We start from the raw sequence: 26,496 nt of genomic DNA on the forward strand, positions 1-26,496 counted from the left end.
GTGAAAAATCCCCCGGAGCTCAGGCCTCGGGGGATCTTTCTGTACATGAAGAAAGAAAAGGGTCTCCCCATGCGAGAGTCCCGGAGCGTCGGCCGGCGGATGGCCGCCCCGGTCATCGTCAGGCACTTATTTAACGAAGAACCCAGCCAATCGGCTGGGTTTTTTGTATGTGTGGAAGAAAATAAAGCACACGTGTTAATGGTATGATGCGTCCCCAGCGACTATATCAACCGGCTGTCACTTTGGGTGATAGACGCAATTTGAGGTGAAGTGGTGAGTGAAACGGTACCGACATCGTGGTTAGTTTACTGCCGCCCTGGTTTTGAACGTGATGCGCTGTCAGAAATGCAGCACCATGCAAAGCACCAAGGGGTACCCTGTGAACCTGCTTATGGGGAAGGGTGGGTCAGCCTAACGCGAACAGACGATGAACCCGTTAATGACTTGCACCGGCGGGCGGCTTTTAAAAGGCTTATTTTTGCTCGCCAAAGCCTAGCGGCCTTACCAGCACTCACCCTGTCACGAGACGATCGATTAACCGCTATTTTAGAGCAGGTTAAAGCTAGCGGCTGGAGTTTTGAAGAAATCTGGCATGAAACGCCCGATACTAATGATGGTAAGGCGCTGGTTGGCCTGATCAAAGCCCTTACCAAGCCGTTGCAAAGCATGTTAAAAAAACGCGGTGCACTACGCGGCAAGGCAGGTGGGCGTCGGTTACATATTTTTTGGACCGATGGTGATCGCGCCCAGCTAGGCATAAGTTTTCCCGGTAATCGTAGCGAGCTGCTTAACGGTATTCGTCGGTTGCGCTTCCCTTCGCGTGCACCAAGCCGCTCTACGCTTAAACTGGAAGAAGCATGGCATGAGTTTATCCCACGCGAAGAGTGGGAGGAGCGCTTGAGTGCGCATATTCAGGCAGCAGATCTAGGAGCCGCGCCCGGTGGATGGACATGGCAGTTGGTGCAGCGGGGCATGTACGTTTATGCCATTGATAATGGGCCAATGGATAAGCAGCTAATGGCCACTGGGCAAGTTGATCACCTTAAAGAAGATGGCTTTACCTGGGAGCCGCCTCAGTGTTTGGATTGGCTGGTATGTGACATCGTGGATAAGCCCGTACGGGTGCTGGCGATGGTCGAGCGTTGGCTAACGCGTAAATGGTGTAGAGAGGCTATTTTTAACCTCAAACTACCCATGAAGAAACGTTGGGATGAAGTAACGCGCTGTTTGGAAACATTGGAAGAAGCGCTTAAAAACGCGGGTGTTGGTGCCCACATAAACTGTAGGCACCTTTATCACGACCGGGAAGAAGTGACTGTGCACGTAAGGCTAACCCACTAAGGTGTTAATAGCCCGCTTCATAGATGCGGATCGTCTCGTCTTCTGTTAATAGCGGTAAAATACGTTGCATCGCAGTGGCACGCGCATCGCTGGCGTGCCACTCTTTCCAGGCGCGTAAATCGCGCCATTTGGTAATCATCAAGCGTCGATCCGTATGGCCTTGTTGTGCCAGCGTTTCACCGCTGACAAAGCCTCTGACACCGAGCGAAACACGCATGACTTCGCGTGCGGCCTGTTCATACTCATCTTCAAGGCCAGGCATAATACGCCGTTCGATGATAACTTTAATCATGCTATCTAGTTCCTAAACCGAGGATATGAATGGCTGACACGACTGATGCCTCACCCCACTACGACACCGTTCTGGACACCACAGGGCTTTATTGTCCTGAACCTATCATGCTAATGCACAACAAGGTGCGTGATATGAGCTCAGGTCAAGTGCTTAAAGTTGTGGCAACAGATCCTGCTACCACGCGTGATGTACCTAAATTTTGTCAATTTTTGGGTCATGAGCTTGTCGACCGCAGTGAATCAGCAGAAAGCTACGTTTACTTTATACGCTTAGCGTAAAGATGTGCAGCCGTGCGCGGCAAAAAATCGACTAATGGTGAATAGCCTCGCACGGTGCGCATAATTAAACAGGTGTACCGCCTCATACGTTAATCGCCTGGCACGACCATCATGGCTAATGTCTCAAGGGTAGCGGGATCTTCCTCAAGAATACGGTTAGCGATATGGCGCTGAAAGTAATAAACGCTCGGGTGGCAGGAGCGTGCACTGTAGAGGCACTTATCACCCAACAGAATGGGTGTCATTGTGGCCTTTTCTTCATCAGCAAGTAAGGCATCAATAGAGCCATCGCTGTACAAACGCCATCCGTAAACGGGTTTCATATGCCACGGTGCATTGGGGTGATTCATGCACAATGCATGAGTGCCCAGGGTATCGGGAATTTGCTGGATGAGCGTAACGTCTCCCGACGCTTCATACTCAAAATAGTCAGCGGCAGCCGTCAGCTCGTAATATTTGTGGTCGGGCGGTGACTCAAAGATCTCTTCTGTTTCTGGATCGCGATAGCCAACAAAATAGCCGTTTTCCTGGCTATCCACCTCTTGGCAGGCGGTTAGTGTTTCCATCCAGGGCACCAACCCAACAACATGGCCATCGGCTCTTAAGCCCCAGGCCAGAATGGGCATGCCAAAATAGGAATCGGGGCTCGCAGCGAGCTGGTATACCATTTCCAACCCGTCTAACTCGGGCGCTAAACGAACCAAACTTTTTTGCGCCTGCTGACGCAGGCGCACGGTATCCAGGTCGATGACCTGGGCAGAGCGGGGTGACTGGGATACGCCCATGATGTCCCTCCTAATGCTGCGTGGCCACGACATTGGTAAACAAGAAATGCTTACCGCATCCTTCACCAATAGCACAGGTTGCCCATAAGGTTAAGAGGGAGGCGAATATTTAATCGCTTAAACAGACTGAGTGCATTTCTCTAAGCGATAAGTGGTGCGTTTTGGCCTGCTGATACTGCTGCCAAGGCGCTTGTGCGTTATCAAGCGCGAGCCATTGGGTTTGGTAAACACGTACCGCTTCTGGCAAGGCAGCGCTTTGGCTGTTTATCAGCCTGTTGATAGCGAGTAGCCACTGTTGCGCGTTAGCTTCAAGGAGGTCCAGGGCTTCAGTGTCCCACGCTGTTAAACACGCTTCATGGTGTGGATCATGCTGGGGTAAGTACTCGCTGGCGTCTTGCAAACGTTGTTCGGCAAGTAGCAATGTGCGCAGTATCTCGGCAGTTAAGGGGCGTTCTTGAAGGTGCTTGAGGTGGTTTTCAAGCTGAGAGGAGTCTTGCTGCCATGCTTGGCTAAACTGGCTATCTACCATCTGCTGCAAATAATCGACAGCGGCAAGCTGCTGCGCAATCGCTGGAAAATCACTCATCGCTAGCGGTTGGCTTGCCCGAGAGAAGCTTTTTATCCACTCATCAGAATCGAAAATAGCATTCCAGCTAACAGCGGATAGTTGGGCTGTTTTCAGAGCAGTAAGCTGCTCAAGGCGCTCTTTATCGCGCTCGCTTAACCGGTCAGGGACATCGCTTTCCTGGCATGCCGCCAAGCGTTGCCATAACTCACGCTCGTAAAGCCAGTGCTGGCTGGGCGGCGCAACCCGGCCAAGCTGATTGTTGCGGGCTGCAATCAGCGACGTGATGTGACACTCGCGCAACGCGTAAATATTGAGTATGCCATCGCGGGTTTCAGCTACCTCAATCAGCCTTTCTTGGCGTTCTGGAAATACCCCTATGTTGGATACCTCTGTGCGCTCGCGCGGAGGCGAGGAAAGGTCTTCGGCTAATTGCTGGTGATAGGCGACCCATGGCTGCTCTGCCTCATGATCGCTGCAACCTGCCAAAATCGACATTGCCGTGAACATAACGAAAAGAAGCCACTGGTTTGTCACTTCTTACCCCTGTCGGCTAATCCATTTTAAACGCCAGGCCAACAACAGTGCGGCGGTGCTAAGCCCTGCAATCAAGCCTATCCAGTACCCATGAACACCTAAAGGCTCGGTTAAACCGCTTGCACCATGCACACCTAACCAGTAACCGCCTCCAAGGCCTACAAGCCAGTAGGAAAGCACTGTAATGACCATGACGATGCGGGTGTCCTTATACCCTCGTAGCGCGCCTGCCAGGTTCACCTGAAGCGAATCAGAGAGCTGGAAGATGACCGCAAGGGCGATGAGGGTAAGGGTTAGCGCCTGTATCTCAGAGTTCGAGGTATACAAGGCAATCACCGGCTTGGCAGTTAGCCACAAAAAGAGGCTGTTAAACGCCGCAATCAGTATACTCACCACCACACCATTCCATGCGACCTGGCGAGCCAGTGTCAGGCGATGCTGGCCTAGGGTATTACCCACGCGTACCGTTAATGCCATGCTCAATGAAAGCGGCAGCATAAACAGAATAGAAGTAAAGCTGAGCGCGATTTGGTGAGCACCTACGGTTATCTCGCCCAGGCTAGCAACAAACAGGGCGATCAAGGTGAACAGGGTCACCTCAACAAAAATGGCCACGCCAATCGGCATGCCTACAAAAATCAGCTCTTTAATACCCGCCAGCTGTGGAGGCGTAAAACGGTGCCATAGCGACACGTTTTGGTAAGCACGCCCTCGGCGAGTATACAGCAGCATGATTAACATCATGGTCCACATGGAGATAGCCGTCGCGATCCCACAGCCAAAGGCACCCATGGCCGGAATTTGTTGCAGAATATCGGGAACGCCGCTACCCAACAAATTGACCAGCCCGTCGCCGCCGTAGATCAGCAGGTAGTTGGCCGGAATATTCACGAGCAAACCGATGACACTGATCCACAATGATGGCCGCGTATGGTTCATGCCATCCGAAAACGCGCGTAATGCTTGAAAGAGGGCAATACCGGGCATACCGAACGCCACCGCTGAAAGATAAGCAGCTGATTCTTGAGCGACTTGAGCCGGTACATCCATTAATTCGAAAATGGGCATGACGCTGGTTCTAAGCAGAATCGCGGCGATAATGCCTAGCACCAAGGCCACCCATAATCCTTGATGAACCGCAGGGCGAATGGCATTGCTTCGCTGTCCGCCGAGGTGATAAGCGACAATAGGGGTAAGCCCCATGAGCGTGCCCGTCATAAAGAGCATCAAGGGCGCCCATAAACTGGTACCTACTGAGACTGCTGCCAGCGACGTAGCGTTAAAGCGTCCCGTCATCATGACATCGACTACCCCCATGCCAGCCTGGGCAAGCTGCGCGCCACAAATAGGCAGCGCCAATAAAATTAAGGCACGGGTTTCTGGCCAGTAGGTGGTTTTGATATCGTCAGCAAAGCGGGCCAAGGAAAGGCTCTCCGTTAGTAAAGTAATCTATAAAACGCCGCTAGATTAGCAGGAGTCGCTGGTTTTTGCCGTTTAGACTTCAGCCTACCTAACGAGGGCCGTTATACTAGGCAAAAAGGCCTTAAATAACGAGGATATTGTGGTTCACGCAGACGACAAGTGGTTACTTGAGGATATTACGGCACTCTTTGATGGCATTTTTATGCCGCGCTATCAAACCCGGTTAGTGCGGGGTGAAGATGAGCCGCTTTATCGACCGGCAAGTAAGGAAGCGCCTTATCATCAGATTATCTTTGCCCGTGGGTTTTATGCCAGCGCCCTGCATGAAATTAGCCACTGGTGTATTGCCGGTGCCAAGCGCCGTCAGTTGGAAGATTATGGCTACTGGTATTTGCCCGATGGGCGTAATGCCCAGGAGCAGAGCGCTTTTGAGCAAGCCGAAATTGCCCCTCAGGCGTTGGAGTCACTGTTTGCCGACGCGTGTGGGCGCATCTTTCATGTCAGCGTGGATAACTTGGGGGGCGATGTTGACGTCGATCGTGACGCATTTGCGGAGAAGGTAAACGCCCGAAAGCAGCGCTATTTACAAGAAGGCCTGCCCACGCGCGCCAACGCCCTTTATGTGGCGTTGACGTCGTTTTATCAGCGCAAAGAGCCACTAGCCGCTGCGATTACCCAAGGCCAGGCAGTCTTGGGTCAAGCGCCTGTGGCTGCTAATGCTTAATCCGTTTCGGTTAAGCGCTGGTGCAAGGACAGCATGACCTCAAGCTCATGTTCGGGGCGCATGGGCTCCAGGCCCAGCTCGCTGAATGTCTCACGTCGCTGGCGGTGCCATTCACCCGGCGTGATAGACGGGTAGAGCACCGATGCCGGCGCCAGTTCTACAAAAGGGTCCAGCCCATACGTATCAAATAGACGCGCCAGCGCCGCCTCGTCCTCACCATTGTCGCTGGTATAAAGAGTGGCGGAGAAGTAATCGTTTTCCAGCTCGCGGATCACCTCAAGGGGGCTAACGCCCAGGCTCTCAAGTTCCTCGATGCTGTAAGTGCCCATGGCATTGGTATCTTCCTTGATCCAGCTATCGTCTGGTTGGATCAAGGTTTCCTTAACGCGTCCATCAGGCAATGACCAGGCTATGGCAAGGGGGAGGCCATCTTCTTCGCCCGTTTCAATGGCAATAAATCCTGGGTAATCGGCCACGCTCGTACTCCTTTCAAGATTCTGTAGGCAGGCGGAAAAAGCGCTGTGCAGTTTGCGTCGTGGCGCTACCTAGTTCAGCTTCGCTGATACCGCGCCACTGGGCAATTTCTTTTACGATCCACGGCAGAAGCGCTGGCTCATGGCGGCGCCCTTTGAGTTTAGCGAGTAGATTGCGGGGCAGCAGGTAAGGGCAGTCGGTCTCCACCATCAAGCGCTCCAGCGGAATATCGTTAACCAGCGGACGCAAGTGATGGCCGCGACGCTCATCGCAAATCCAGCCGGTCAGACCAATATGCATATCCAGGTCCAGATAGCCGTACAGCGTATCGCGGTCAGCGGTAAAGCAGTGTACAACCGCGTCGCTGATATCATCGCGCCAAGCGGCCAGTATTTCGCGCATTCGCGCGCCTGCATCGCGCTCATGTAGAAAAAGCGGTAGGCCGCTTTCAACAGCTAGTGCCAACTGCGCTTCAAACGCATGCTCTTGCTCGGCAGGCGTCGAAAAATTGCGATTGAAATCCAGCCCGCATTCGCCAACGGCGACCACCTTCGGATGTGCGTGCAAGGCTTTCATCTTGTTTGCCAGTTCTGCATTCCAGCAACTGGCATCATGCGGGTGAATGCCCGCCGTTGCGAAAAGGCCGGGATATTGCCCGGAAAGGGCTATTGCCTGCTCGGCGTGCGCCAGGTCCGTGCCCGTGACAATCATTGTATTAACATGAGCAGCATGAGCCCGCGCGATGACGTCATCAAGATCACGATCAAAGCTTTCGTGCGTCAAATTAGCGCCAATATCGACCAACGGAGACGTAGGGCGAAATTGAAGCGCTTCAGGTAAAACGTTATCGACTGCCGATGAAGCCAAGCGTTACTCCTTCGTCGAAAATAGCAAACCAGTATTGTAACGCTAAGCACACGTATCGACTAATGCGTGAAGCTTCCCCTCTACTGCTGTCCATGCGTTACACTGTGCGCCTCACGACGATGGAGGATACTGCGTGACCTTGTTACGACTCGAACAGCTGCAACTTGCCTACGGCACCCAAGTACTGTTGAACCGCGCTGACCTTACGGTCGAAAAAGGCGAGCGGCTGGCGCTGGTCGGGCGCAACGGCACCGGTAAATCTACGCTTTTAAAATTAGTGGCGGGTGATATTCAGGCAGATGACGGCTCGGTTTGGCGAGCGCCTGGCTTGAAAATTGGGGTGTTGGCTCAGGAGTTACCTGAGTCATCGGGCATGACTATTTTCGACATGGTCGCACAGGGTCTGCCTGAGGCGGGCGAGCTGCTATCTGAATATCAGCACTTGATCAACGATCCCGACCCGGACATGAATCGCATGGCGACGTTGCAAACCCGCATCGAAGCGATTGATGGCTGGTCGTTCCATCAGCGTATTGATGTTGTGCTAACGCGGCTGGGACTTCCTCCTGAAACTGAGATGAGTTCTCTTTCAGGCGGCTGGCGTCGCCGGGTCGCGTTAGCGCGAGCGCTGGTGTCTGAGCCTGATTTACTTCTACTTGATGAGCCGACCAACCATTTGGACCTGGACACCATTGCATGGCTTGAAGAGCAGCTTCTGGCTTTTAATGGTGCGGTGCTGTTGATTACCCACGACCGGGCGTTTCTTTCCAGGCTGGCGACTAATATTCTTGAGCTTGATCGTGGCAAGCTGGGCCGCTACCCGGGCAAATACGAAGAGTTTCAGGCTCGCAAGCAGCACGAGCTTGAAGTTGAAGCGCGGGAAAATGCCGAGTTCGATAAAAAGCTGGCGCAGGAAGAGACCTGGATACGCCAAGGGGTTAAAGCGCGCCGTACCCGTAATGAGGGACGGGTGCGTGCTCTTGAAGCCATGCGCGACGAGCGCAGCCAGCGCCGTGAACGCCAAGGCACTGCTAACCTGACCGTTGATAGTGGTGAACGTACCGGTAAGCGGGTAGTTGAGCTTAAAGGGGTGACTCAGCGCTTTGGTAACGACGTTATTCTGCGTAATGTGAATCTGGAAGTCGTGCGCGGCGACCGTATTGGTTTTCTCGGGCGCAATGGTGCGGGCAAAACAACACTACTTAAAATTCTGTTGGGTGAGCTAGCACCGACCGAAGGCAGTGTACAGCTAGGCACGAACCTTAAAGTGGCCTACTTTGACCAACTGCGTGCAGGACTTGAACTGGAAAAAACAGTTTACGATAACGTGGCCCAAGGCAGTGACCGAGTCAGCGTCGGTGGCAAGGATCGCCATGTCATGAGCTACCTGCAGGATTTCCTGTTTACGCCTGACCGCGTGCGTCAGCCTGTAAAAGCACTGTCGGGCGGGGAGTCTAATCGCCTGCTCTTGGCCAAGCTGTTTACCCAACCTGCCAACGTGTTGGTGCTTGATGAGCCGACCAACGACCTGGATATGGAAACCCTGGAGCTGCTTGAAGAGCTGTTGCTGGACTTTGACGGTACGCTGCTACTGGTTTCCCACGACCGAACCTTTATGGACAATGTGGTGACCAGCATGCTGGCCTTTGAAGGCGAAGGCGTTGTCCGTGAATACGTGGGCGGTTACACCGATTGGATACGTCAGGGCGGTAAGCTACCGCCTGCCCCTTGGGAAGGCGCGGCGCGTCAACAAACCGAGCCCACCAGCGCGGCGGTGGAAAAAGCACCCGAGAAGGCACCTGAAGAGCCCGCTAAAAAAAACGTCAAGCTCTCCTATAAGTTTCAGCGCGAGCTGGATGCATTGCCTGCCGACATCGAGCGGCTTGAAGCCAGTGTCGAAGCGCTGGAGCAAGTGGTAGGCGATCCCGCGTTTTATCAGCAGGAGGCCAGCGCGGTAACAGCGAAACTACAAGAGCTAGAGCATGCTCAGCAGGCGCTTGAAGCCGCCATGGAACGCTGGATGGAGCTTGAAGCCATGGCCAACGGCGAATAGCGGAAACTCAAGTGTATGTTCCCAAAGGCACCTGGTCGGTGCCTTTGGGGATAGTAGCTTTTTGAACAGAAGCGTTCGATATGCAAGTAAGGCGCCGAGAATAAGCGCGTATACTTATTCGTCGCTGCTCTCGCCCTTTTTGCCAACCCGTACGGCGAGTACATCACACTGCGCGCCGTGCAGCACGCCTGTTGACGTTGAACCCAGTAGCAGGGCAAAGCCGTGTCTTCCGTGGGAGCCAACCACAATCAAATCAACGTTATGTTCATCCGCGAAGCGATGAATTTCCGTGTCGGGCATGCCCACCACTACGTGCTGGTCGGCCTTGTCGATATGAGGGGTCGCAATTTCAGCCAGGCGCTGCTTTGCATGCTCATCCAATTGGTCTTGAATGCTGGTAAGGTCCATCGGGATATCACCTCCATAGGCGAAACCCAAAGGCTCAAGGGTATGCATAATGGAGATTTTGGCACCATTGTTGCGCTCAGCGATAACGATCGCGCGCTCTAGTACCTTGTGAGAATCTTTTGTTAGGTCAACGGCAACCAGAATATGGTGATAGCTCATGGCTTATCTCCTTGGCGATAATTAACAAAGAAGCAAACTTTGTTAGATAACCTTTACTTTAAGCTGCATGGACAATCTTAACAACGATCTGCGTCATGGTTTTTTTAACGTGTTAACAGCGTACGACTGAAATAGGGTGGAAGCAGTGATGGTATGGTTAATTATCGTTTTTGTATTGTTATTTGTGATGGCGCCGGTCATGTGGCTCAAGCCAAGCCCGCGTCAGGTAAGGCAAATGGCGTTGCGTAACGGTGCTAAGCAACAAGGGGTCAGCGTTAAAATGGAAAAACCCCCGCTGCACCATTTTAGGGGCACCATGCCCGCTTATCGTTGGCACTATCCTCAGGATGCGCCAGGCCCGGACTTTGTGCTGCTACGGGACAGCAATGCCAGTGCCGTACTAGAACCCTATTATGCTGGCTGGCGTTGGCGTATTGCACCGTTGCGCGATTTACCTGAAAGTGCCAGTGCGCCGTTAAAAGCACTCTTGGAGCGGCTGCCTCAGGATGCACTAGTGATTGAATCGACGCCTTATGCGCTAACGCTTTGGTGGTGGGAGTCGCAAACCGCCGAGCGTTTTTCCACTTATCTTGCAGACGTAAAGCAATTAAAGGGCGCGCTAAGCGGCTTATCGGACCAGCCGCTAGGCAAGCCGTTGGATAGTCGAAACGGTGCGCATCACCGCTAGATGAGCACCTAAGCAGTAGGGGGGTCTTGCTCGCGTGCTTGAATGGCTAGCCCGTTTGATTCAATTATTGACAACCATTCATTAAGCTGTTCAAGCTCACGCTCACCAAGCCCGACAAAAAACTCTCCACGGGCTTGGGTGACCACCGCATCAATTTTTTCTAAAAGCGGCATTGCTGCTGGCGTAAGGTAAATACGCTTGCTGCGTCGGTCACTATCACAAGCGCGTCGCTCAACCAGACCCTGCTCCTCAAGTTGGCCCAGTGTACGAACAAGTGAAGGGGCCTCAACACCAATCGCTCGCGCCAGGTCGCACTGGGGATGTCCCTCACCCAAGCGCCAGATATGATAAAGCGTGACCCAACGCGTTTGGGTAAGCCCCAAAGGAGCGAGCCTACGATCCAAAATTGAGCGCCACAAATGCGGCAGGCGTGCAAGACGAAAACCAATCGATGAAGCCATGGGCAACTCGCTACCAAAAAGTGGGAGGGTAGATTGTCATTAGCTATGGCTTGGATTGCAAGCCATAGGCGGACTTAGTCGCTTGTCGGCGTGTCAGAGCGTTCACGGCTTCCTGGCACAAAACGACGTAAATTAAGTCTGCTTAAACCGCTGGCGTGAATAGCGCTATCGGCTTTAGAGGCCTTTTGTAAGTCTTCCGATACCGTAAAACGAATCAGCCCCACGCGTTGACCACTATCGGTCATGATATCTACTCGCCAGTCACCTGATGGATCAGCAGGAAAGTTAAGCTTATGACTCCATGCCCGATAACCCTGTTCACGCCCACCACTAATGTCCAGCCGGACGGTATCTAACGGTTCACCGTTATGACGCCAGGCGTGGTAAATAGTTTCGCTTAATCCTCGTGGGGCACGGATCGCGGTATACACATAAAGGCCGTTTTCACGAATAGCATCCGGCGTCAGCGCAATGGAACCCTGCTGCTGAATATCAAGCGAAGGGGAGAGCGCACTGCTGGTCAACCAAAGGCTTGCGGGCGGCACCCAAATACGGCCTATCCAGGCAGCATACGCAAGTGCAAGCGTTAGCCCTAGAAATAGGCACCAGCGTTTTAACGAGCGCTGCTTGAGTAAATGCCAAAAGCTGGGAAGCGCTACCAGTACCATCAAAGACATCGCTAACAAAAGGCTTTGTCCGGTCGTGAGATGGAGCATGATCGGTAGCGTTACCAGCATCACCAAAAAAACGCACAGCGCATGGAAAATAAAATAGAGACTGCGCCAGCGGCCAGCTACCTTGTAATAAAGCGGGTCGATAATTGATAACAGCGCCATGCCAATGACCAAGAGAGCAAATAGCGTTTGTCCGCTGTTCCATACCGTCGTAATTAAAATGAACGGAAGGGTAAAAAACAGCGTCTCCTGGTGAATCATTTGGGCAATAAACGTAGTGGCGCCACGGTGCAGGGTAGGGTGGCCGCGCTTGGCCAGCCAGCGGCCAATTAAACTTTCAGAAAGCAGCAGCGTCCAGGTAAATAGCAGCCCCAGCGCTAGCGCCGCACCTAGCCACTGCTGACGGTCGACCAGAAAAAAACTGCCCACTCCCGCTGAAAATGCCATGGCCGGCCATAGCCAGCTCCAGGGTTTAATGCGCTCCACTAAGCGCTCGGTAAAGTGCTGAATGGCTTTTATGCGCGTCGGTGTTAACAGGGCGCCCATGAATATATGACCCATAGTGAAAAAAATCATGATCCATGGGTTTCTGAAAAAAGTCGATGCCCAGCAGGTAATCGTCTTAATGTGTCCTTAATAACGGAATATTTAGGTGATGAGAAAGTGTACTCCCTGGCAGGGATTAGCCAAAAGTCAGGGCTTGACGTTGTTGGATAACTCAACCAAGCTAACGCTATCAAACGACCGTATGAAATGCTGACGAACCAGCCAGGGACTTGTCGCTAAAACTTGCTGCAAGAGTCTGCTGACAGGAGCGCCAGTTCAAACCTGTGGAGAGAGCACGGATGATCTATCAAGGCAATGCCATCACGGTGGAGCGTCGTGACACCCTGAGTGGCCATCACATCGCGCGGCTTATTTTTGATTTAAAAGATGAGTCCGTTAATAAGCTTTCCAGCGCTGTTGTTACCGAGCTGGGAGAGGCCGTTAGCGCTCTTCAGGCGGTAGATGACTTGCAGGGCCTGATGATTGGCAGCGGCAAAGACGCATTCATTGTCGGGGCGGATATCACCGAGTTTCATAGCCTGTTCACTAAAGGTGAAGCGTACCTTGAAGAGATGAACCTCAAGGTGCACGAGATATTTAATGCGATTGAAGATCTCCCTTTTCCAACCGTTGCCGCTATTAATGGCCTTGCCTTGGGTGGCGGGTGCGAAGTGCTGCTCACCACGGATTTTCGCGTGATGAGCGAAAAAGCTAAAATTGGACTTCCGGAAACCAAACTGGGCATTTTGCCGGGCTGGGGTGGTTGTGTACGCTTGCCACGCTTGATTGGCGCTGACAATGCGATTGAATGGATTGCCGGTGGCACTGAAAACCGCGCCGATGCGGCGCTAAAAGACGGCGCTGTCGATGCCGTGGTCACGCCCGAGCAGCTAGAGGAGGCGGCGCTAGACATACTCGACCGCGCTAACGCTGGCGAGCTTGATTACCAGGCGCGTCGCGCAGAGAAAAAAGGCCCCTTAAAGCTCAATGCTATCGAACAAATGATGGCGTTTGAAACGGCCAAAGGGTATGTCGCCGGCAAAGCGGGCCCTCACTATCCAGCGCCTATTGAAGCTATCAAGGTTATTCAAAAAGGTGCGGGTGAAGAGCGCAGTCGCGCCCAGGCCATTGAGGCGAAAGCCTTTGCCAAGCTTGCGCTAAGCAGCGTGGCATTTAACCTGGTCGGTCTGTTTATGAACGATCAGGTCGTCAAAAAGAAAGCCAGCAAGTATGAAAAGCAGGCGCAGCCTGTTAAGCAAACGGCCGTGTTGGGCGCCGGTATAATGGGCGGTGGTATTGCTTACCAAAGCGCCTCTAAAGGCACGCCTATCTTGATGAAAGACATCAAGGATGAAGCCATTGAACTGGGCCTGAAAGAGTCCCGTAAACTATTCGCCAAGCAGGTTGAGCGTAAAAAACTCACCAGTGAGCAAATGGCGGAAAAGCTGACCAATATTCGCCCCACGCTCTCCTACGGCGACTTCGGCAATGTTGATTTGGTGGTTGAAGCGGTTGTTGAAAATCCCAAGGTAAAAGGTGCGGTGCTCAGCGAAGTCGAAGAGATGGTAGGAGAGAATACGATCCTGACCTCCAACACATCGACCATTTCGATTAACCGCTTGGCTCAGAATCTGAAGCGCCCTGAAAATTTCTGTGGCATGCACTTTTTTAACCCTGTGCATCGCATGCCGCTGGTTGAAGTTATTCGCGGTGAAAAAACCTCTGACGCAGCCGTTGCGGCGACGGTGGCTTATGCTCGTGCCATGGGGAAAACGCCCATTGTGGTGAATGACTGCCCCGGCTTTTTAGTAAACCGTGTGCTGTTCCCCTATTTCGGCGGCTTCAGCTTCCTGGTCGAGCAGGGTGCCGACTTCCAGCGTGTTGATAAGGTCATGGAGAAGTTTGGCTGGCCGATGGGGCCTGCTTACCTGCTGGATGTGGTCGGTATGGATACGGCGGTTCACGCTAATGACGTCATGGCGGAAGGCTTCCCGGACCGCATGGCGCGTGAAGGCAAAACGGCAATCCAGGTGATGTACGAAAACGAGCGCCTGGGCCAGAAAAACGCCAAGGGTTTTTATGCCTATGAAGAGGATAAAAAAGGCAAGCCCAAAAAAGTAACGGATGAGCAGGCCTACGCGTTAATCGAGGAAGTGGTTAGCGACAAAAAAGAGTTCTCCGACGAGGATATTATTGCCCGCATGATGGTGCCGCTCTGCATGGAGACGGTTCGTTGTCTGGAAGACAATATTGTTGATACGCCTGCCGAAGCGGATATGGCGCTGATTTACGGTATTGGTTTCCCGCCTTTCCGCGGTGGCGCGCTGCGCTATATCGACGCCATGGGCGTGGCGGAGTTCGTCAAACTGGCGGAAGGATTGGCTGAAGAGCTCGGCCCGCTGTACGCGCCGACTGAAAAGCTGCGCCAAATGGCGAAGAACAATGAGCAGTTTTATCCCGCCCCCGGTCAGGCCTAAGTCACCGCGAACAGGAGAAATAAGATGAGTTTGAATCCCAGAGATATCGTGGTGGTCGACGGTGTACGTACCGCCATGGCAAAAGCCAAGCATGGCGCATTTCGTAACGTTCGTGCGGAAAACCTGTCCGCTGCTGTCATGCAGGCGTTGTTTACCCGTAATCCCAATCTAGACCCTTCTGAAGTAGATGATGTAATTTGGGGCTGCGTTAACCAGACCCTTGAACAAGCCATGAACATTGCTCGCAACGCGGCGATCATGACCGGCATTCCACGCTCGGTGCCGGCTCAAACCGTTAACCGTCTGTGTGGCTCCTCCATGACTGCGCTGCATATTGCAGCGGCGAATATCAAAGCGGGCATGGGCGATTTCTACATCATTGGTGGTGTAGAACACATGGAACATGTGCCCATGGCGCATGGGGTTGATGTAAACCCTGCGATTAGTAAATACGCCGCTAAAGCCTCCATGATGATGGGGCTGACCGCTGAGCTACTAGGTAAGATGCACGGTATTACGCGGGAGGATCAGGACCGGTTTGGCGTGCGTTCGCACCAGCGTGCTCAGGCAGCAATGGAGAAAGGCTACTTCGATAACGAGATTGTCGGTGTTGAAGGCCATGACCAGCGCGGCTTTAAAGTGCTGTTCAAGAGCGATGAAGTGATCCGCTCTGATGCAAGCTTTGAGTCCATGGCCCAGCTTAAGCCGGTGTTTGATCCGCGTAGCGGCACCGTCTCGGCAGGCACGTCGTCAGCGCTTTCCGTGGGTGCTTCCGCCATGGCGATCATGAGCTACGAGCGCGCCCAGGCGTTGGGGCTTGAGCCTATCGCTAAAGTGCTTTCCACAGGTGTGGCTGGGTGCGATGCATCCATTATGGGCTATGGCCCGGTGCCTGCCTCGAAAAAGGCGCTGAAAGCGGCGGGGCTTTCGTCGGATGATATCCAGACTGTCGAGCTTAACGAAGCCTTTGCAGCGCAAAGTCTGCCGGTATTAAAAGACCTGGGCTTTTTGGATGCCATGGACGAAAAGGTTAACTTAAACGGTGGTGCGATTGCCTTGGGCCACCCTCTCGGTTGTTCCGGTTCACGCATCAGCACCACGCTGCTTAACGTTATGCAGCAGCGCGACACCACGTTAGGCCTGGCCACCATGTGCATTGGTATGGGGCAGGGGGTTGCGACGGTATTTGAGCGCTTGAAGTAACCAGCCCTATGCACTGATAAACGGTACCTATCAAGGTGCCGTTTTTTTTCGCCTTAAATAATCCCAGCCTCTAGGCTGGCAGCCACAGATAGCCCCAGCTCTTCGCATTGCTCGATAAAATCTGCCTGGAAGTCGCCCCGGCAAATAAGCGGCTCTTGTATCAGTCTCCAGCGCAGCCCGGTGGTAATGCTCTCAATTCCACGCTGGGTGCCGGTGCCATCGTGACCCGCCCGAACGTAAAACGCGAACGGTAAGCCCTCGGTTTTATCAAGGCAGGCGTAGTAGCATCGATCAAATACGTCCTTCACTAATCCTGCCATATAGCCCAGATTTTCAGTGGTACCGAGAATAATCGCATCGGCTGAAAGAATATCGTCCGGTTGTGTTTCAAGCGGGGTGAGCGATGTTACCACCACCTTTTCTACGTCAGGATGGGACGCGCCGTGTACCACAGCCTTCAGCATCTTTTGTGTGTTCTCGGAAGGTGCGTGCGCAATGATCAGCAGTTTTTTGCATTCCGCCATGGCTGCCTCTTGTCTGATGAAGTAATGACACGCAAAGGCAAACAGCCATTCTTTAAAGTGGCGCGTCTACCGGATGCTAGGGTAGCAACCTGGCTCTTATGTGTCGTCACAGGTGAATACTTAGCGCTATGAGTGAGTACATCTACACTTAAGGTTCAGTGAACCAAGTTCTGATAGGGATGGGGAATGATAGGGGTGGAGAACATAGAGGTAGAAAACAATAGGAGTGAAGAATGGCTAAGCGCTTCAAGGTGGGCGATCACGTAAAATGGAACTCAGAGGCTGGCTATGTAAGCGGACATATCACTCGCGTACATACGCAGGATACGACCTACAAAGGTCATCACCGTTATGCCAGTGAGGAGGAGCCGCAGTATGAAATCAAAAGCGACAAAACCGATCATGTTGCGATGCATAAAGACGCCGCGCTTACTCTGATGGATCACTAGCGTTGCGTCGTGCCGCCGACGTGCCACACTTAACCCCTCAATGTCCGCTCCGAGTATTATATGCCCACTGACAACACAATTAAGGTCTACTACGATGCGGTTTGTCCCCGCTGCCGCAAAGACAGGCAGCGTTATGAGCGTTGGGCAGGCGAGGGGGCAAGCGATATTCGTTGGTGTGATGTCAGTGAGCACCGGCATACACTGCAAGAGAAGGGTATAGAACCTGACACTGCGTTAAAGTCGCTGCATGTTGAGCGGGCTGATGGGGATATAGTAGAAGGCATTGATGCCTATCGCCTGTTAATGACTCGGGTTGTCTTTTTACGCCCGGTTGCGTGGTTGATCGGTCTGCCGGTGATTAAACCAGGGTTAAGGAAGCTCTATGATGGCTGGGTAAAACGACGCTTAAAGCAGCAGGGTCGCTGGTCTTAAAAATGATGGTGGTAATTTGCATGGGGAGCCCATAGGAAACATGAAAATAAAGCAAAACATGTTATGTGTCCTGCTACTTGGGAGTGTGCTATTGGCAGGGTGTGCAGGCAAGCAACACAGGACGACATCGACCGCACCTCAAACGAATGATGAGCCTGTTCAGGCAGCACCCGTTGCAAGTTCCAGCAGTGTATCGGCGACTGACTGGGTGCCGCCGCTGTACATGAGCCCTGAAGAAGAGGCTGCTTACTATGTGAGCCGGCTTTCTGATCGCCGCTTCGTTTCCTATTACGGCGACCAAGATAACCGCCGCACCTTTTATATTGCCGCTGAGCGGTTAGGTGATATTGGCTTACCCGCAGTGCCACTTTTGTATGCGCGCTTGAATACCCAGGATGAGTACGAACAAATGCTGGTGCTTTACGCGCTTCAACTGGCAACACAAGATCCGCTGTTAACGTCTAAAACCGGTGGGAATTATGTGCAGCTACCCTCCGTGCTAAGCCCCGAGAGCAACGCAGAAAATGTGGTAATTGCGCAGCAGTGGTGGCAACGCAACGCGAGTTATCTGAATTAACGTTGATGCCTTGGATATTTACTACCACTCTGTAGACATAGTGATTGGCTAACCAGGGAGAAACTTATGGCATTTGCTTTGTCATCAATGGAAGTCACCAGCACCGCTTTTGAGCAGCATCAGGCGATTCCTGCCCGCTATACCGGGGAAGGCGATGATATATCACCTCCTCTTGAGTGGCATAACGTACCTGAAGGTACAAAAGGGTTTGCGGTTATTTGCCACGACCCCGATGCGCCGCTGGTAAAAGATGGCCGCTACGGGTTTGTTCACTGGACCCTTTATAACCTGCCCGGCGATATTGCCGGGCTGGATGAAAACACTCAGCTGGGCACTTGTGGCAATAACGACTTCGACAAGCAGGGCTACGGCGGTCCTATGCCCCCAGAAGGGCATGGTAAGCACCTTTACTACTTTTTAGTGCTTGCTTTGGATCAGCCAATGGATCTGCCAAACGGTCTAAGTATCGCGGCGCTATTTGAGAAGGTAGAGCCGCACGTATTGGGAATTGACCGGCTTGTAGGCACCTACCAGCGGGACTAATGCCTCCTTGGACTGGAGCATTTTGCCTAACCGGTGTAGGCTCCATCGCTTTGCTGGTTTTTGTGATGGAGCCATTGATGAACGAATTACCTAATTGTCCTGCCTGCGCCTCAACGTTTACTTACGATGACGGCTTGCAGTACGTCTGCCCGGAATGTGGTAATGAGTGGTCGAAAACGGCGGATGCCGATGCCCCTGACGATACTCCCAGCGTACGCGATGCGAACGGCAATCCCCTTTTTGACGGCGATAGTGTGACCGTCATTAAAGATTTAAAGGTCAAAGGCAGCTCGTTGGTTGTTAAGGTCGGCACGAAGGTCAAGAGTATTCGTATTGTTGAAGGTGATCATGATATCGACTGTAAAGTTGATGGCATTGGCCCCATGAAGCTTAAATCTGAATTCGTTAAAAAAGCCTGATGGTCAGTTAATCAGGTGCTGAGCCATAACAAGCCTATCCCTGGTGGATGGGCTTTTTTGTGGGATAGCCAATAAAATTCTTAAATGATAATGATTGTTGTTTTTGATGGTAACGGTGGCGAACGTGCCAGAACTTGACGCAATTTGCCAAGAATTGGGCAATAGGGCTTCACATCGATTTTATACAGGACTAAAATGGTACCCAATTAACACGCAAGCCAGCCTGATGATTTGCTGGCTAACGGGAGTCGCTATGCTCAAGCTTTCTCGGCTGACAGATTACGCCGCTGTTGTGATGGCACAAATTGCGCGTTACCCAGAGGCATCGCATACGGCTGCAGACTTGGCGGAAGATGTACAGCTACCGCACCCAACGGTAAGCAAGACGCTTAAGATGTTGGTCCGAGCGGGGCTTTTAGCGTCACAGCGAGGGGCGCAAGGCGGTTATCGGCTTGCCAGACCCGCGTCACAAATTACCGCAGCGGATATTATTGCGGCGATTGAAGGCCCTGTCGCGATGACCGAATGTAGTCATGCCCAAGGAGAGTGCGAGTTGGTCGCAACGTGTGGTGTGGCCGACAATTGGCAGCGTGTATCGCTCGCGATTCGTACCCTGCTTGAAAGCGTAACGTTAGCCCATTTGGCGGCATCATCGCCTCTCAAGCTACCCGTACAATTACCAATTCAAAGTATCAATCTATCGACGGTATCTGCATAGCTCTGGATATACAGGGTTCTGAACATACGCAAATCCCGATAAGCGTTGATACGCATTTATTTATAATTGACGGCGAGCGGTGCTCGCCACCAACTGCCCGGAGGGTAACACCATGGCAACCGAAGAAATGGAACAGTTGGTTCGTCGCGAATACAAAGATGGCTTTGTAACCGATATTGAAAGCGACACGCTTCCACCTGGTCTAGACGAAAATACCATCGCGTTTATCTCCAAGAAGAAGGGCGAGCCGGAGTGGATGCTTGAATGGCGTCTTGACGCTTACCGCCAGTGGTTGGCCATGAAAGAGCCTTCCTGGGCGCATCTTGATTATCCGCCTATCGACTACCAGGCGATTTCCTACTTCAGTGCGCCCAAGCGCCCTGAAGATGGCCCGCAAAGCCTCGACGAAGTAGACCCCAAGCTGCTGGAAACCTACGAAAAGCTAGGTATTCCACTACACGAGCGGGCGGCGCTTGCCGGCGTTGCAGTCGATGCGGTATTCGATTCAGTATCCGTAACGACGACCTTTAAAAAGGAACTGGCTGAAGCCGGTGTTATCTTCTGCTCCATTTCTGAGGCAATCCGCGATTATCCCGAGCTGATCAAGCAGTATTTAGGTACCGTCGTGCCGGTGGCCGATAACTACTTTGCCGCGCTTAACTCAGCCGTGTTTACCGACGGCTCGTTCGTATTTGTTCCTGAAGGCGTTACCTGCCCAATGGAGCTATCGACGTACTTCCGTATCAATGCGGCCAATACCGGCCAGTTTGAGCGTACGCTGATTATTTGTGAAAACCGTGCTCAGGTCTCTTATCTGGAAGGTTGCACCGCGCCGATGCGCGATGAGAACCAACTGCACGCGGCTGTAGTTGAGCTTGTCGCATTGGATGATGCCTACATCAAATACTCTACCGTCCAGAACTGGTACCCCGGTGATGAGAACGGCAAGGGCGGCATCTATAACTTCGTGACCAAACGTGGCGACTGCCGTGGCGCGCGTTCACGCATTAGCTGGACCCAAGTTGAAACCGGCTCGGCCATTACCTGGAAATATCCTTCCTGCGTGCTGCGCGGTAAAGACAGCATTGGTGAGTTCTACTCCGTTGCCGTTACTAACGGGCGCCAGCAGGCCGATACCGGTACCAAGATGATTCACATTGGTGAAGGCACGCGTTCCTATATCGTGGCCAAAGGTATTTCGGCAGGTAAGAGCGACCAGTCCTATCGCGGCCTGGTGAAAATTGGCCCGCGTGCCAAAGGCGCGCGTAACTTCACGCAGTGTGATTCGCTGCTGATTGGCGACAAGTGTGGCGCTCACACCTTCCCGTATCAGGAAATCGGTAACAGCACGGCAACGATTGAGCATGAAGCCACCACCTCAAAAATTGGTGAAGATCAGCTGTTCTACTGCCGGAGCCGGGGTATTTCCGAGGAAGAGGCGGTCAGTATGATTGTTAACGGTTTCTGTAAAGATGTTTTCCAGGAGCTACCGATGGAGTTCGCGGTAGAGGCTGAAGCGCTCTTGAACGTGACATTGGAAGGCGCGGTAGGCTAATCGTTTAGCCGGATTGCCGTACACATTACTTTGATACGCGTCGCGCCAGCGACTCGCCAGAATTAGAAGGTTTATGACTATGTTGCAAGTAACTGATTTACACGTCACCGTTGAAGACAAGCAGATCCTTAAAGGGCTTACCTTGACCATCAACGCCGGTGAAGTACACGCCATCATGGGGCCTAACGGCGCGGGTAAATCAACCCTGTCAGCGGTGATTGCAGGTAAAGATGGCTATGAAGTCACCCAGGGCAGCATCACCTTTGAAGGTAAAGACGTACTTGAGATGGAAATTGAAGAGCGCGCCCAGGCAGGCCTGCTGTTGGGTTTCCAGTACCCGGTTGAGATTCCGGGGGTAAAGAATATTTACCTGTTGAAGTCAGCGCTGAACGCCCAGCGCAAGGCGCGCGGTGAAGAAGATATGCCAGCGCCTGAGTTTATGAAGCTGGTAAAAGAGAAGCTTGGCTCTATGAAAATGGATGCCAGCTTCCTGCAGCGCGCGGTTAACGAAGGCTTCTCTGGCGGCGAGAAAAAGCGCAACGAAATTCTCCAAATGCTGGTGCTTCAGCCTAAACTCGCCATGCTGGATGAGATCGACTCCGGCCTTGATATCGACGCCATGAAAGTGGTCGCCGACGGTGTTAACAGCCTGCGTGCCAAAGAGCGCGCGATTCTGTTGGTAACCCACTATCAGCGCCTGCTTGACTATATCGTTCCTGATAAAGTCCACGTCCTGGTTGACGGCCGTATTGTTAAAACCGGTGATGCCGAGCTTGCCAAAGAGCTAGAGGCTAACGGATACGAAGGTATTGAGGAGTCTGTGGCATGAGCGATACGCAAACCTTTCTGGACACGCTAAAAGCGCGTAGCCAGCAGCGCGAAACGGAGCCGTCGTGGATTGCTGCGCGTCGCCAAGCGGGCGCTGCTCGCTTTGAAGCGCTGGGCTTTCCCACGCGCCGTGATGAAGAGTGGAAATATACCGATGTTCGCACCATCGCTCAGGGTAACTTTACACTGGCCGATAATGGCGACTACTCACCCGCTCAGGCAGCAGCGTTAACGCTACCTGTCGCGGCTTATCGGTTAACGTTTGTTGATGGTGTTTACGCCCCGGCGCTGTCGGATATCGACGCACTGCCCCAGAGCGTTCATGTTATGCCACTGTCAAAAGCGCTTGCTGAAAATCACGAAGCGGTGGGTGGCCCACTTGGCCGCTTAACAGGCGTGGATTTCTCTCCCTTCGCAGCTTTGAATACCGCGTTTATGGAAGAGGGCGCTGTGGTGCGTATCGCGCCGGGTACGGTGGTCGATAAGCCTATCGTGCTGCAGTTTCTCTCCAAGGCGAGCAGTGCGCCGGTGATGAGCCATCCACGTATTCTGGTTGAGGCGGGTGGTCGCAGTGAAGCCACGTTGATTGAGCACTATTGTGGCGATCAGGACGCAGCCAACTTCACCAACATTGTGGGCGAATTTATGTTGGACCGTGGCGCTATCCTGAACCACTACAAGCTTCAGGAAGCACCGCTTAACGACATGCATATTGCCAGCATGCATGTTGAACAGGGGCGCGATAGCCGTTACACCTCGTATAACCTGAATCTGGGTGGTGCGCTGGTGCGTAACGACCTGATCAGTGACCTTAATGGTCAGGGGGCCGAAACCAACTTCTTTGGCCTGTTCTTCGGTCAGGGGCGTCAACATGTGGACAACCACACCAAGGTCAATCATAACGCGCCCTTGACGTTCTCCAATGAGAACTACAAAGGCATCCTGGATGACCGTGCGCATGGCGTGTTTAACGGCAAGGTGTACGTTAAGCGCGATAGCCAGAAGATTGAAGGCTTTCAGAGCAACCAGAACCTGCTGCTGTCTGACCGCGCCCAGATTGATGCCAAGCCTGAGCTGGAAATTTATGCCGACGATGTGAAGTGCTCTCACGGCACCACGACCGGTCAGCTGGATGAAGAGGCTATTTACGCGCTGCGTACGCGTGGTATCGATGAGGCGACGGCGCGGGGGCTGTTGACCCTGGCCTTTGCCGGTGAAGTGCTGGATAAAGTGACGCTGGATGAAGTCGCTGAGCGCGTAGAGCTTGCGGTTGCCGGTAAATTGCCGGAACGCTTTAACCTGGCTGGCCTGGTAGAAACGGCCGTCGCGCTCAACGACTAAGCGCTACGGCCTACTAAGGAGTGATGAATGTCGTCTACGGTACTTGAGAAAGCGACAGCGAATGGCCAGGCACCTTTTGACGTTCTGGCACTACGCAATGACTTCCCGATCCTTCGTCGGGAAGTGCATGGTAAGCCGCTGGTCTATTTGGATAACGCTGCTACCAGCCAGACGCCTCAGCAGGTAATAGACGTGTTTAGCGATTACTACTCGCGCTATAACGCGAATATTCACCGTGGCCTGCATACGCTGGCCGATGAGGCGACTGTGGCGTATGAAAACACACGCCAGCGTGTTAAAGCGTTTCTCAATGCTGAAGAGGCGCGCCAGATTATCTTCACGCGTGGCACGTCGGAAGCCATTAATCTGGTGGCTCAATCATGGGGTCGTACCCACCTGGCAGCAGGTGATGAAGTATTGATCTCACTGCTTGAGCATCACTCCAATATTGTACCGTGGCAGCTGTTGGCGGCTGAGCGTGGTTTTACCATTAAAGTGATTCCGGTGGATGAAACGGGGGCACTGGATATGGCGGCTTACCGTGCGCTGTTAAGCGAGCGCACTAAATTGGTCGCCGTGAACCATGTGTCTAACGCACTGGGAACCATTAATCCGGTAAAAGAGATGGCGGCACTTGCCCACCAGCATGGTGCGGTCATTCTGATTGATGGCGCGCAGGCGGTACCTCATCAGGAAGTGGATGTACAAGCGATTGATGCCGATTTTTACGCCTTCTCTGGCCACAAGGTTTACGGGCCAACAGGTGTCGGCGTGCTTTACGGTAAGCAGGCACTGCTTGAATCCATGCCGCCCTGGCAAGGCGGTGGCGAGATGATCAAGACGGTCTCCTTTGACGCTGGCACTACCTTTGCGGATATTCCGCATAAGTTTGAGGCGGGCACACCCGCCATTGCTGAAGTCATTGCCTTGGGCCGCGCACTTGAGTGGGTCGAAGGTGTTGGCGTCGCGGCGATTGGAGAGTGGGAAGGGGTGTTGCTTGAACATGCCACTCAAGGCGTAAAGCGCATTGATGGATTGCGGATTGTGGGAACCGCGCCGCACAAAGCCGGGGTGCTATCGTTTGTTGTTGACGGTGCACACTCCCAGGATATTGGTCTGTTGATCGATCAGTTAGGCGTCGCCATACGTACCGGTAATCACTGTGCGCAGCCGCTGCTTCAACACTTTGGCGTGGATGCTACGTGCCGAGCATCGTTTGCGGCGTATAATACCCTCGAAGAAGTGGAGGTGTTTATTGCCGCTCTCAATCGCGTTATTGGTATGGTGCGTTAAGGCAATCTATGAGTAACGAGAAAGCTATGGACATCGAGCAAATCGCGAGCCTTGAGCGGGGCCAGAAATTGCCACTTCAGCGTGACGTGGAAGCTATTGCGATTCCTTTTGGGAAAACGGATATCCTGGCGGAAGATAGCGTTGTTAGCGTGATGCAAGCCAAGGGCAGCTCGGTCAGTGTTGGCTTTGAAGGGCGCCTCTATCTCATAGAGGGGCGCAATTTAGATGCCTTGGGGCTTGAGGCGTTACCGCGCCCGACCCTGCACGAAAATGCCAGCGAGGAAGAAGTAGAGCAGTTTGTATGGGACCAGCTACGGACCTGCTTTGATCCGGAAATCCCGGTTAATATCGTGGATCTCGGGCTGGTGTATGGGTGCCGTATTGAGCGGCTGATTACGGGCGAACAGGTCGTGACGATCCGCATGACGCTGACAGCTCCTGGCTGTGGGATGGGGGATGTCATTGCGGCAGATGCACGTAATAAAATTCTCGGAGCGCCCCAGATTAGCAAGGTCCATACCGAGATTGTGTTCAGCCCCTCCTGGAACCGTGACATGATGAGCGACGAGGCGAAACTTGAGCTTGGCATGTTCTAAGCGCCTCAGGATCGCCGGATGCACAGCGTCTTGCTAAGGTGGATCAAACGCCTGCTAATGTCGCTAGGAGCGTTATTGCTGCTGGCGGCATTGCTATTTGTAGGCGGTAATTTATGGGTAGTAGGTAGCACGGCACGCTACATCGAAAGCCAAGTGCTTGAGTGTCGCCCTGCGGATGTAGGGATTGTATTTGGCACCTCCCACTGGACTCGCAGTGGTCTACGTAACCCGCATTTTCATGCCCGCATGCGTACGTCAGCCCTGCTTGCCAATGAGCAGCGCGTGTCTCATTTGTTGCTGTCGGGGGATAATCGTACCCAAGCGTATAACGAGCCGCGTGCCATGTGGCGTGATTTGCATCGACGAGGCGTACCTGCCGAGCAGCTCACCATGGATTTTGCGGGGTTTAGTACCTACGATACGCTGGCGCGAGCCCGCGACGTTTTTCAGCTTGAACAGGCGCTTTTGGTGACCCAAAGCTGGCATTTGCCGCGCGCGATATTTATTGGTCGCGCACTTGGGTTGGATGTAACGGGATGCGTTGCAGAAGAGAACCCTGCAGCCGATGAGTGGCGTTTGAGAGCGCGCGAATGGTTGGCGCGAGTTGCGACGCTGGGCGATATCTATATATGGAATCGGCAGCCTTACTTTCTGGGCCCACCCGAACCCATTGAGCTTCAAAACGTCGTGCCATTCACTGCGCCGACGCTTGATAGGCTGGAACCAGAACAAGTTTTATAGAGCTTAGCGCTTTGCTTTACGTTTTTGCAGCGTATAAAGCTCGCGAATAAGCTTACGGCACCCCTGCATGCACTCATCCACCACCGGCTCAATGGGGTCGGGTAGGGGATGGGTAAACAGGGTAGATAGTGCCTGCATCAAAACTCGCTCTTGCTCTAACAGCTCGTTGATTAATACCTGGCTATCGTTGCCCACAAAGCTTTTTAGACGGCTCCATAGCCATAAAAAATCATCGCGTTCAACGTCAGCATCTCGCGGCAGCATCTTTAAATGTGCCCGTGCAAGTTCCTGGAGAGAGCGCATCTGCTTTAAGCGCGCTGTATAGTGCGGCTTCAGCGCATCACGCAGCGAGGGGCGCAGGCGTTCGATATTGTCCTGGAAATAATCAATGCTGTCGGCCAGCGCTTCTAACACGCTGTCCATCGCCACTTGGCGATTGTCGAGAAACATGAGCGTCTACCTCCTTCGGTGACGCAGATTGTGGGGGGGGCAGCAAATATTTGCCACCCCTCATACGGATTAT

Annotated in this window: 30 protein-coding genes; 19 read left to right on the top strand and 11 right to left on the bottom strand. The window is 53.0% G+C overall.

Annotated features, from left to right (window positions below; all coding sequences use genetic code 11):
- Positions 1 to 270 precede the first annotated feature (270 nt).
- Positions 271 to 1,341: a 23S rRNA (cytidine(2498)-2'-O)-methyltransferase RlmM gene (rlmM, locus tag ACT3T6_RS10035; protein ID WP_287078041.1), complete on the top strand. Its 1,071-nt coding sequence runs from the start codon at positions 271 to 273 to the stop codon at positions 1,339 to 1,341.
- 4 nt (positions 1,342 to 1,345) lie between these two features.
- Here the strand turns inward: rlmM and ACT3T6_RS10040 are convergent, their stop codons facing one another.
- Positions 1,346 to 1,633 (bottom strand): antibiotic biosynthesis monooxygenase family protein, encoded by a 288-nt coding sequence (locus ACT3T6_RS10040; protein ID WP_087111672.1) that lies wholly within the window; start codon positions 1,631 to 1,633, stop codon positions 1,346 to 1,348.
- Positions 1,634 to 1,662: 29 nt separating this feature from the next.
- On the opposite strand from ACT3T6_RS10040, the gene tusA reads away from it, so the two are divergent.
- Positions 1,663 to 1,914: a sulfurtransferase TusA gene (tusA, locus tag ACT3T6_RS10045; RefSeq protein ID WP_087111670.1), complete on the top strand. Its 252-nt coding sequence runs from the start codon at positions 1,663 to 1,665 to the stop codon at positions 1,912 to 1,914.
- 89 nt (positions 1,915 to 2,003) lie between these two features.
- Here tusA and ACT3T6_RS10050 read toward each other — a convergent pair whose 3' ends face one another.
- The 3 genes from ACT3T6_RS10050 to ACT3T6_RS10060 all read right to left on the bottom strand — a co-directional run bounded on the left by ACT3T6_RS10050 (position 2,004) and on the right by ACT3T6_RS10060 (position 5,223).
- Complete coding sequence (locus ACT3T6_RS10050) at positions 2,004 to 2,699, bottom strand: hypothetical protein (RefSeq protein ID WP_193056956.1); 696 nt, start codon at positions 2,697 to 2,699, stop codon at positions 2,004 to 2,006.
- 109 nt (positions 2,700 to 2,808) lie between these two features.
- Positions 2,809 to 3,801: a DUF3080 family protein gene (locus ACT3T6_RS10055; protein WP_319643854.1), complete on the bottom strand. Its 993-nt coding sequence runs from the start codon at positions 3,799 to 3,801 to the stop codon at positions 2,809 to 2,811.
- A gap of 3 nt (positions 3,802 to 3,804) precedes the next feature.
- A complete protein-coding gene (locus tag ACT3T6_RS10060; protein WP_193055140.1) occupies positions 3,805 to 5,223 on the bottom strand; it encodes an MATE family efflux transporter in 1,419 nt (472 codons plus the stop codon).
- Between the two features lie 139 nt (positions 5,224 to 5,362).
- Here ACT3T6_RS10060 and ACT3T6_RS10065 point away from each other — a divergent pair, with 139 nt between their 5' ends.
- Positions 5,363 to 5,947 (top strand): elongation factor P hydroxylase, encoded by a 585-nt coding sequence (locus tag ACT3T6_RS10065; protein ID WP_193055139.1) that lies wholly within the window; start codon positions 5,363 to 5,365, stop codon positions 5,945 to 5,947.
- Here ACT3T6_RS10065 and ACT3T6_RS10070 read toward each other — a convergent pair.
- Both ACT3T6_RS10070 and ACT3T6_RS10075 read right to left on the bottom strand, forming a co-directional pair.
- Positions 5,944 to 6,423: a hypothetical protein gene (locus tag ACT3T6_RS10070; protein ID WP_193055138.1), complete on the bottom strand. Its 480-nt coding sequence runs from the start codon at positions 6,421 to 6,423 to the stop codon at positions 5,944 to 5,946. The two genes, ACT3T6_RS10065 and ACT3T6_RS10070, sit on opposite strands and share 4 nt — an antisense overlap.
- Positions 6,424 to 6,436: 13 nt before the next feature.
- Positions 6,437 to 7,288, bottom strand: coding sequence for a TatD family hydrolase (locus tag ACT3T6_RS10075; RefSeq protein ID WP_193055137.1), 852 nt, complete (start codon positions 7,286 to 7,288; stop codon positions 6,437 to 6,439).
- Positions 7,289 to 7,421: 133 nt separating this feature from the next.
- On the opposite strand from ACT3T6_RS10075, the gene ACT3T6_RS10080 reads away from it, so the two are divergent.
- Entirely contained in the window at positions 7,422 to 9,341 is a 1,920-nt protein-coding gene (locus ACT3T6_RS10080; RefSeq protein WP_193055136.1) for an ATP-binding cassette domain-containing protein, read from the top strand.
- A gap of 114 nt (positions 9,342 to 9,455) precedes the next feature.
- Here ACT3T6_RS10080 and ACT3T6_RS10085 read toward each other — a convergent pair whose 3' ends face one another.
- A complete protein-coding gene (locus tag ACT3T6_RS10085; protein ID WP_087111656.1) occupies positions 9,456 to 9,908 on the bottom strand; it encodes a universal stress protein in 453 nt (150 codons plus the stop codon).
- A 148-nt stretch (positions 9,909 to 10,056) separates the two neighbouring features.
- Here ACT3T6_RS10085 and ACT3T6_RS10090 point away from each other — a divergent pair, with 148 nt between their 5' ends.
- Positions 10,057 to 10,596 carry a preprotein translocase subunit YajC gene (locus ACT3T6_RS10090; RefSeq protein WP_193055150.1) on the top strand — a complete coding sequence of 180 codons (540 nt, stop codon included), beginning with the start codon at positions 10,057 to 10,059 and terminating at the stop codon, positions 10,594 to 10,596.
- 8 nt (positions 10,597 to 10,604) lie between these two features.
- Here ACT3T6_RS10090 and slyA read toward each other — a convergent pair whose 3' ends face one another.
- Positions 10,605 to 11,057, bottom strand: coding sequence for a transcriptional regulator SlyA (gene slyA, locus ACT3T6_RS10095; RefSeq protein WP_193055135.1), 453 nt, complete (start codon positions 11,055 to 11,057; stop codon positions 10,605 to 10,607).
- Between the two features lie 74 nt (positions 11,058 to 11,131).
- Positions 11,132 to 12,277, bottom strand: a complete 1,146-nt coding sequence (locus ACT3T6_RS10100) for a DUF5924 family protein (protein WP_193055149.1) — start codon at positions 12,275 to 12,277, stop codon at positions 11,132 to 11,134.
- 299 nt (positions 12,278 to 12,576) lie between these two features.
- Between ACT3T6_RS10100 and fadB the strand changes: the two genes are divergently transcribed.
- Entirely contained in the window at positions 12,577 to 14,754 is a 2,178-nt protein-coding gene (fadB, locus tag ACT3T6_RS10105; RefSeq protein ID WP_193055134.1) for a fatty acid oxidation complex subunit alpha FadB, read from the top strand.
- Between the two features lie 24 nt (positions 14,755 to 14,778).
- A complete protein-coding gene (fadA, locus tag ACT3T6_RS10110) occupies positions 14,779 to 15,957 on the top strand; it encodes an acetyl-CoA C-acyltransferase FadA (protein WP_172118331.1) in 1,179 nt (392 codons plus the stop codon).
- A 53-nt stretch (positions 15,958 to 16,010) separates the two neighbouring features.
- Here the strand turns inward: fadA and ACT3T6_RS10115 are convergent, their stop codons facing one another.
- The gene (locus tag ACT3T6_RS10115; protein WP_193055133.1) at positions 16,011 to 16,481 is read right to left on the bottom strand and encodes a flavodoxin family protein; all 471 of its coding nucleotides are present in this window, start codon (positions 16,479 to 16,481) and stop codon (positions 16,011 to 16,013) included.
- A gap of 233 nt (positions 16,482 to 16,714) precedes the next feature.
- On the opposite strand from ACT3T6_RS10115, the gene ACT3T6_RS10120 reads away from it, so the two are divergent.
- The 12 genes from ACT3T6_RS10120 (at position 16,715) to ACT3T6_RS10175 (ending at position 25,973) form a co-directional block, all read left to right on the top strand.
- On the top strand, positions 16,715 to 16,930 hold the full coding sequence (locus tag ACT3T6_RS10120; protein ID WP_172118329.1) for a hypervirulence associated TUDOR domain-containing protein: 216 nt from the start codon (positions 16,715 to 16,717) through the stop codon (positions 16,928 to 16,930).
- A gap of 60 nt (positions 16,931 to 16,990) precedes the next feature.
- Positions 16,991 to 17,362 (top strand): thiol-disulfide oxidoreductase DCC family protein, encoded by a 372-nt coding sequence (locus tag ACT3T6_RS10125; RefSeq protein ID WP_193055132.1) that lies wholly within the window; start codon positions 16,991 to 16,993, stop codon positions 17,360 to 17,362.
- 40 nt (positions 17,363 to 17,402) lie between these two features.
- A complete protein-coding gene (locus tag ACT3T6_RS10130) occupies positions 17,403 to 17,939 on the top strand; it encodes a hypothetical protein (protein ID WP_193055131.1) in 537 nt (178 codons plus the stop codon).
- Between the two features lie 66 nt (positions 17,940 to 18,005).
- Positions 18,006 to 18,482, top strand: a complete 477-nt coding sequence (locus ACT3T6_RS10135) for a YbhB/YbcL family Raf kinase inhibitor-like protein (protein ID WP_193055130.1) — start codon at positions 18,006 to 18,008, stop codon at positions 18,480 to 18,482.
- A 77-nt stretch (positions 18,483 to 18,559) separates the two neighbouring features.
- Positions 18,560 to 18,901: a zinc ribbon domain-containing protein YjdM gene (locus ACT3T6_RS10140; protein WP_193055129.1), complete on the top strand. Its 342-nt coding sequence runs from the start codon at positions 18,560 to 18,562 to the stop codon at positions 18,899 to 18,901.
- A 253-nt stretch (positions 18,902 to 19,154) separates the two neighbouring features.
- Complete coding sequence (locus ACT3T6_RS10145; RefSeq protein ID WP_193055128.1) at positions 19,155 to 19,619, top strand: SUF system Fe-S cluster assembly regulator; 465 nt, start codon at positions 19,155 to 19,157, stop codon at positions 19,617 to 19,619.
- A 112-nt stretch (positions 19,620 to 19,731) separates the two neighbouring features.
- Positions 19,732 to 21,174 carry a Fe-S cluster assembly protein SufB gene (sufB, locus tag ACT3T6_RS10150; protein ID WP_193055127.1) on the top strand — a complete coding sequence of 481 codons (1,443 nt, stop codon included), beginning with the start codon at positions 19,732 to 19,734 and terminating at the stop codon, positions 21,172 to 21,174.
- Positions 21,175 to 21,253: 79 nt separating this feature from the next.
- Entirely contained in the window at positions 21,254 to 22,003 is a 750-nt protein-coding gene (sufC, locus tag ACT3T6_RS10155; RefSeq protein ID WP_087111631.1) for a Fe-S cluster assembly ATPase SufC, read from the top strand.
- Positions 22,000 to 23,343: a Fe-S cluster assembly protein SufD gene (gene sufD, locus ACT3T6_RS10160; protein WP_172118322.1), complete on the top strand. Its 1,344-nt coding sequence runs from the start codon at positions 22,000 to 22,002 to the stop codon at positions 23,341 to 23,343. Before sufC ends, sufD begins: the two co-directional genes overlap by 4 nt.
- A 27-nt stretch (positions 23,344 to 23,370) precedes the next feature.
- On the top strand, positions 23,371 to 24,636 hold the full coding sequence (locus ACT3T6_RS10165; RefSeq protein WP_193055126.1) for a cysteine desulfurase: 1,266 nt from the start codon (positions 23,371 to 23,373) through the stop codon (positions 24,634 to 24,636).
- Positions 24,637 to 24,662: 26 nt separating this feature from the next.
- Positions 24,663 to 25,232, top strand: a complete 570-nt coding sequence (gene sufT / locus ACT3T6_RS10170; RefSeq protein WP_193055148.1) for a putative Fe-S cluster assembly protein SufT — start codon at positions 24,663 to 24,665, stop codon at positions 25,230 to 25,232.
- 18 nt (positions 25,233 to 25,250) lie between these two features.
- Positions 25,251 to 25,973: a SanA/YdcF family protein gene (locus ACT3T6_RS10175; RefSeq protein ID WP_193055125.1), complete on the top strand. Its 723-nt coding sequence runs from the start codon at positions 25,251 to 25,253 to the stop codon at positions 25,971 to 25,973.
- A gap of 3 nt (positions 25,974 to 25,976) precedes the next feature.
- Here ACT3T6_RS10175 and ACT3T6_RS10180 read toward each other — a convergent pair whose 3' ends face one another.
- The gene (locus ACT3T6_RS10180; protein WP_172118319.1) at positions 25,977 to 26,423 is read right to left on the bottom strand and encodes a hypothetical protein; all 447 of its coding nucleotides are present in this window, start codon (positions 26,421 to 26,423) and stop codon (positions 25,977 to 25,979) included.
- Positions 26,424 to 26,496 lie beyond the last annotated feature (73 nt).

Origin of the sequence: Halomonas sp. 72 (assembly GCF_052379785.1) — a bacterium.
Taxonomy (GTDB): Bacteria; Pseudomonadota; Gammaproteobacteria; order Pseudomonadales; family Halomonadaceae; genus Vreelandella; species Vreelandella citrativorans.

Excerpts from the sequence above, each read along its gene's own strand:
- ACT3T6_RS10040 (WP_087111672.1), bottom strand. The coding sequence starts at position 1,633 with ATGATTAAAGTTATCATCGAACGGCGTATTATGCCTGGCCTTGAAGAT.
- tusA (WP_087111670.1), top strand. The coding sequence starts at position 1,663 with ATGGCTGACACGACTGATGCCTCACCCCACTACGACACCGTTCTGGAC.
- ACT3T6_RS10050 (WP_193056956.1), bottom strand. The coding sequence starts at position 2,699 with ATGGGCGTATCCCAGTCACCCCGCTCTGCCCAGGTCATCGACCTGGAT.
- ACT3T6_RS10085 (WP_087111656.1), bottom strand. The coding sequence starts at position 9,908 with ATGAGCTATCACCATATTCTGGTTGCCGTTGACCTAACAAAAGATTCT.
- ACT3T6_RS10090 (WP_193055150.1), top strand. The coding sequence starts at position 10,057 with ATGGTATGGTTAATTATCGTTTTTGTATTGTTATTTGTGATGGCGCCG.
- slyA (WP_193055135.1), bottom strand. The coding sequence starts at position 11,057 with ATGGCTTCATCGATTGGTTTTCGTCTTGCACGCCTGCCGCATTTGTGG.
- ACT3T6_RS10100 (WP_193055149.1), bottom strand. The coding sequence starts at position 12,277 with ATGGGCGCCCTGTTAACACCGACGCGCATAAAAGCCATTCAGCACTTT.
- fadB (WP_193055134.1), top strand. The coding sequence starts at position 12,577 with ATGATCTATCAAGGCAATGCCATCACGGTGGAGCGTCGTGACACCCTG.
- fadA (WP_172118331.1), top strand. The coding sequence starts at position 14,779 with ATGAGTTTGAATCCCAGAGATATCGTGGTGGTCGACGGTGTACGTACC.
- ACT3T6_RS10115 (WP_193055133.1), bottom strand. The coding sequence starts at position 16,481 with ATGGCGGAATGCAAAAAACTGCTGATCATTGCGCACGCACCTTCCGAG.
- ACT3T6_RS10120 (WP_172118329.1), top strand. The coding sequence starts at position 16,715 with ATGGCTAAGCGCTTCAAGGTGGGCGATCACGTAAAATGGAACTCAGAG.
- ACT3T6_RS10125 (WP_193055132.1), top strand. The coding sequence starts at position 16,991 with ATGCCCACTGACAACACAATTAAGGTCTACTACGATGCGGTTTGTCCC.
- ACT3T6_RS10130 (WP_193055131.1), top strand. The coding sequence starts at position 17,403 with ATGAAAATAAAGCAAAACATGTTATGTGTCCTGCTACTTGGGAGTGTG.
- ACT3T6_RS10135 (WP_193055130.1), top strand. The coding sequence starts at position 18,006 with ATGGCATTTGCTTTGTCATCAATGGAAGTCACCAGCACCGCTTTTGAG.
- ACT3T6_RS10140 (WP_193055129.1), top strand. The coding sequence starts at position 18,560 with ATGAACGAATTACCTAATTGTCCTGCCTGCGCCTCAACGTTTACTTAC.
- ACT3T6_RS10145 (WP_193055128.1), top strand. The coding sequence starts at position 19,155 with ATGCTCAAGCTTTCTCGGCTGACAGATTACGCCGCTGTTGTGATGGCA.
- sufB (WP_193055127.1), top strand. The coding sequence starts at position 19,732 with ATGGCAACCGAAGAAATGGAACAGTTGGTTCGTCGCGAATACAAAGAT.
- sufC (WP_087111631.1), top strand. The coding sequence starts at position 21,254 with ATGTTGCAAGTAACTGATTTACACGTCACCGTTGAAGACAAGCAGATC.
- sufD (WP_172118322.1), top strand. The coding sequence starts at position 22,000 with ATGAGCGATACGCAAACCTTTCTGGACACGCTAAAAGCGCGTAGCCAG.
- ACT3T6_RS10165 (WP_193055126.1), top strand. The coding sequence starts at position 23,371 with ATGTCGTCTACGGTACTTGAGAAAGCGACAGCGAATGGCCAGGCACCT.
- sufT (WP_193055148.1), top strand. The coding sequence starts at position 24,663 with ATGGACATCGAGCAAATCGCGAGCCTTGAGCGGGGCCAGAAATTGCCA.
- ACT3T6_RS10175 (WP_193055125.1), top strand. The coding sequence starts at position 25,251 with ATGCACAGCGTCTTGCTAAGGTGGATCAAACGCCTGCTAATGTCGCTA.
- ACT3T6_RS10180 (WP_172118319.1), bottom strand. The coding sequence starts at position 26,423 with ATGTTTCTCGACAATCGCCAAGTGGCGATGGACAGCGTGTTAGAAGCG.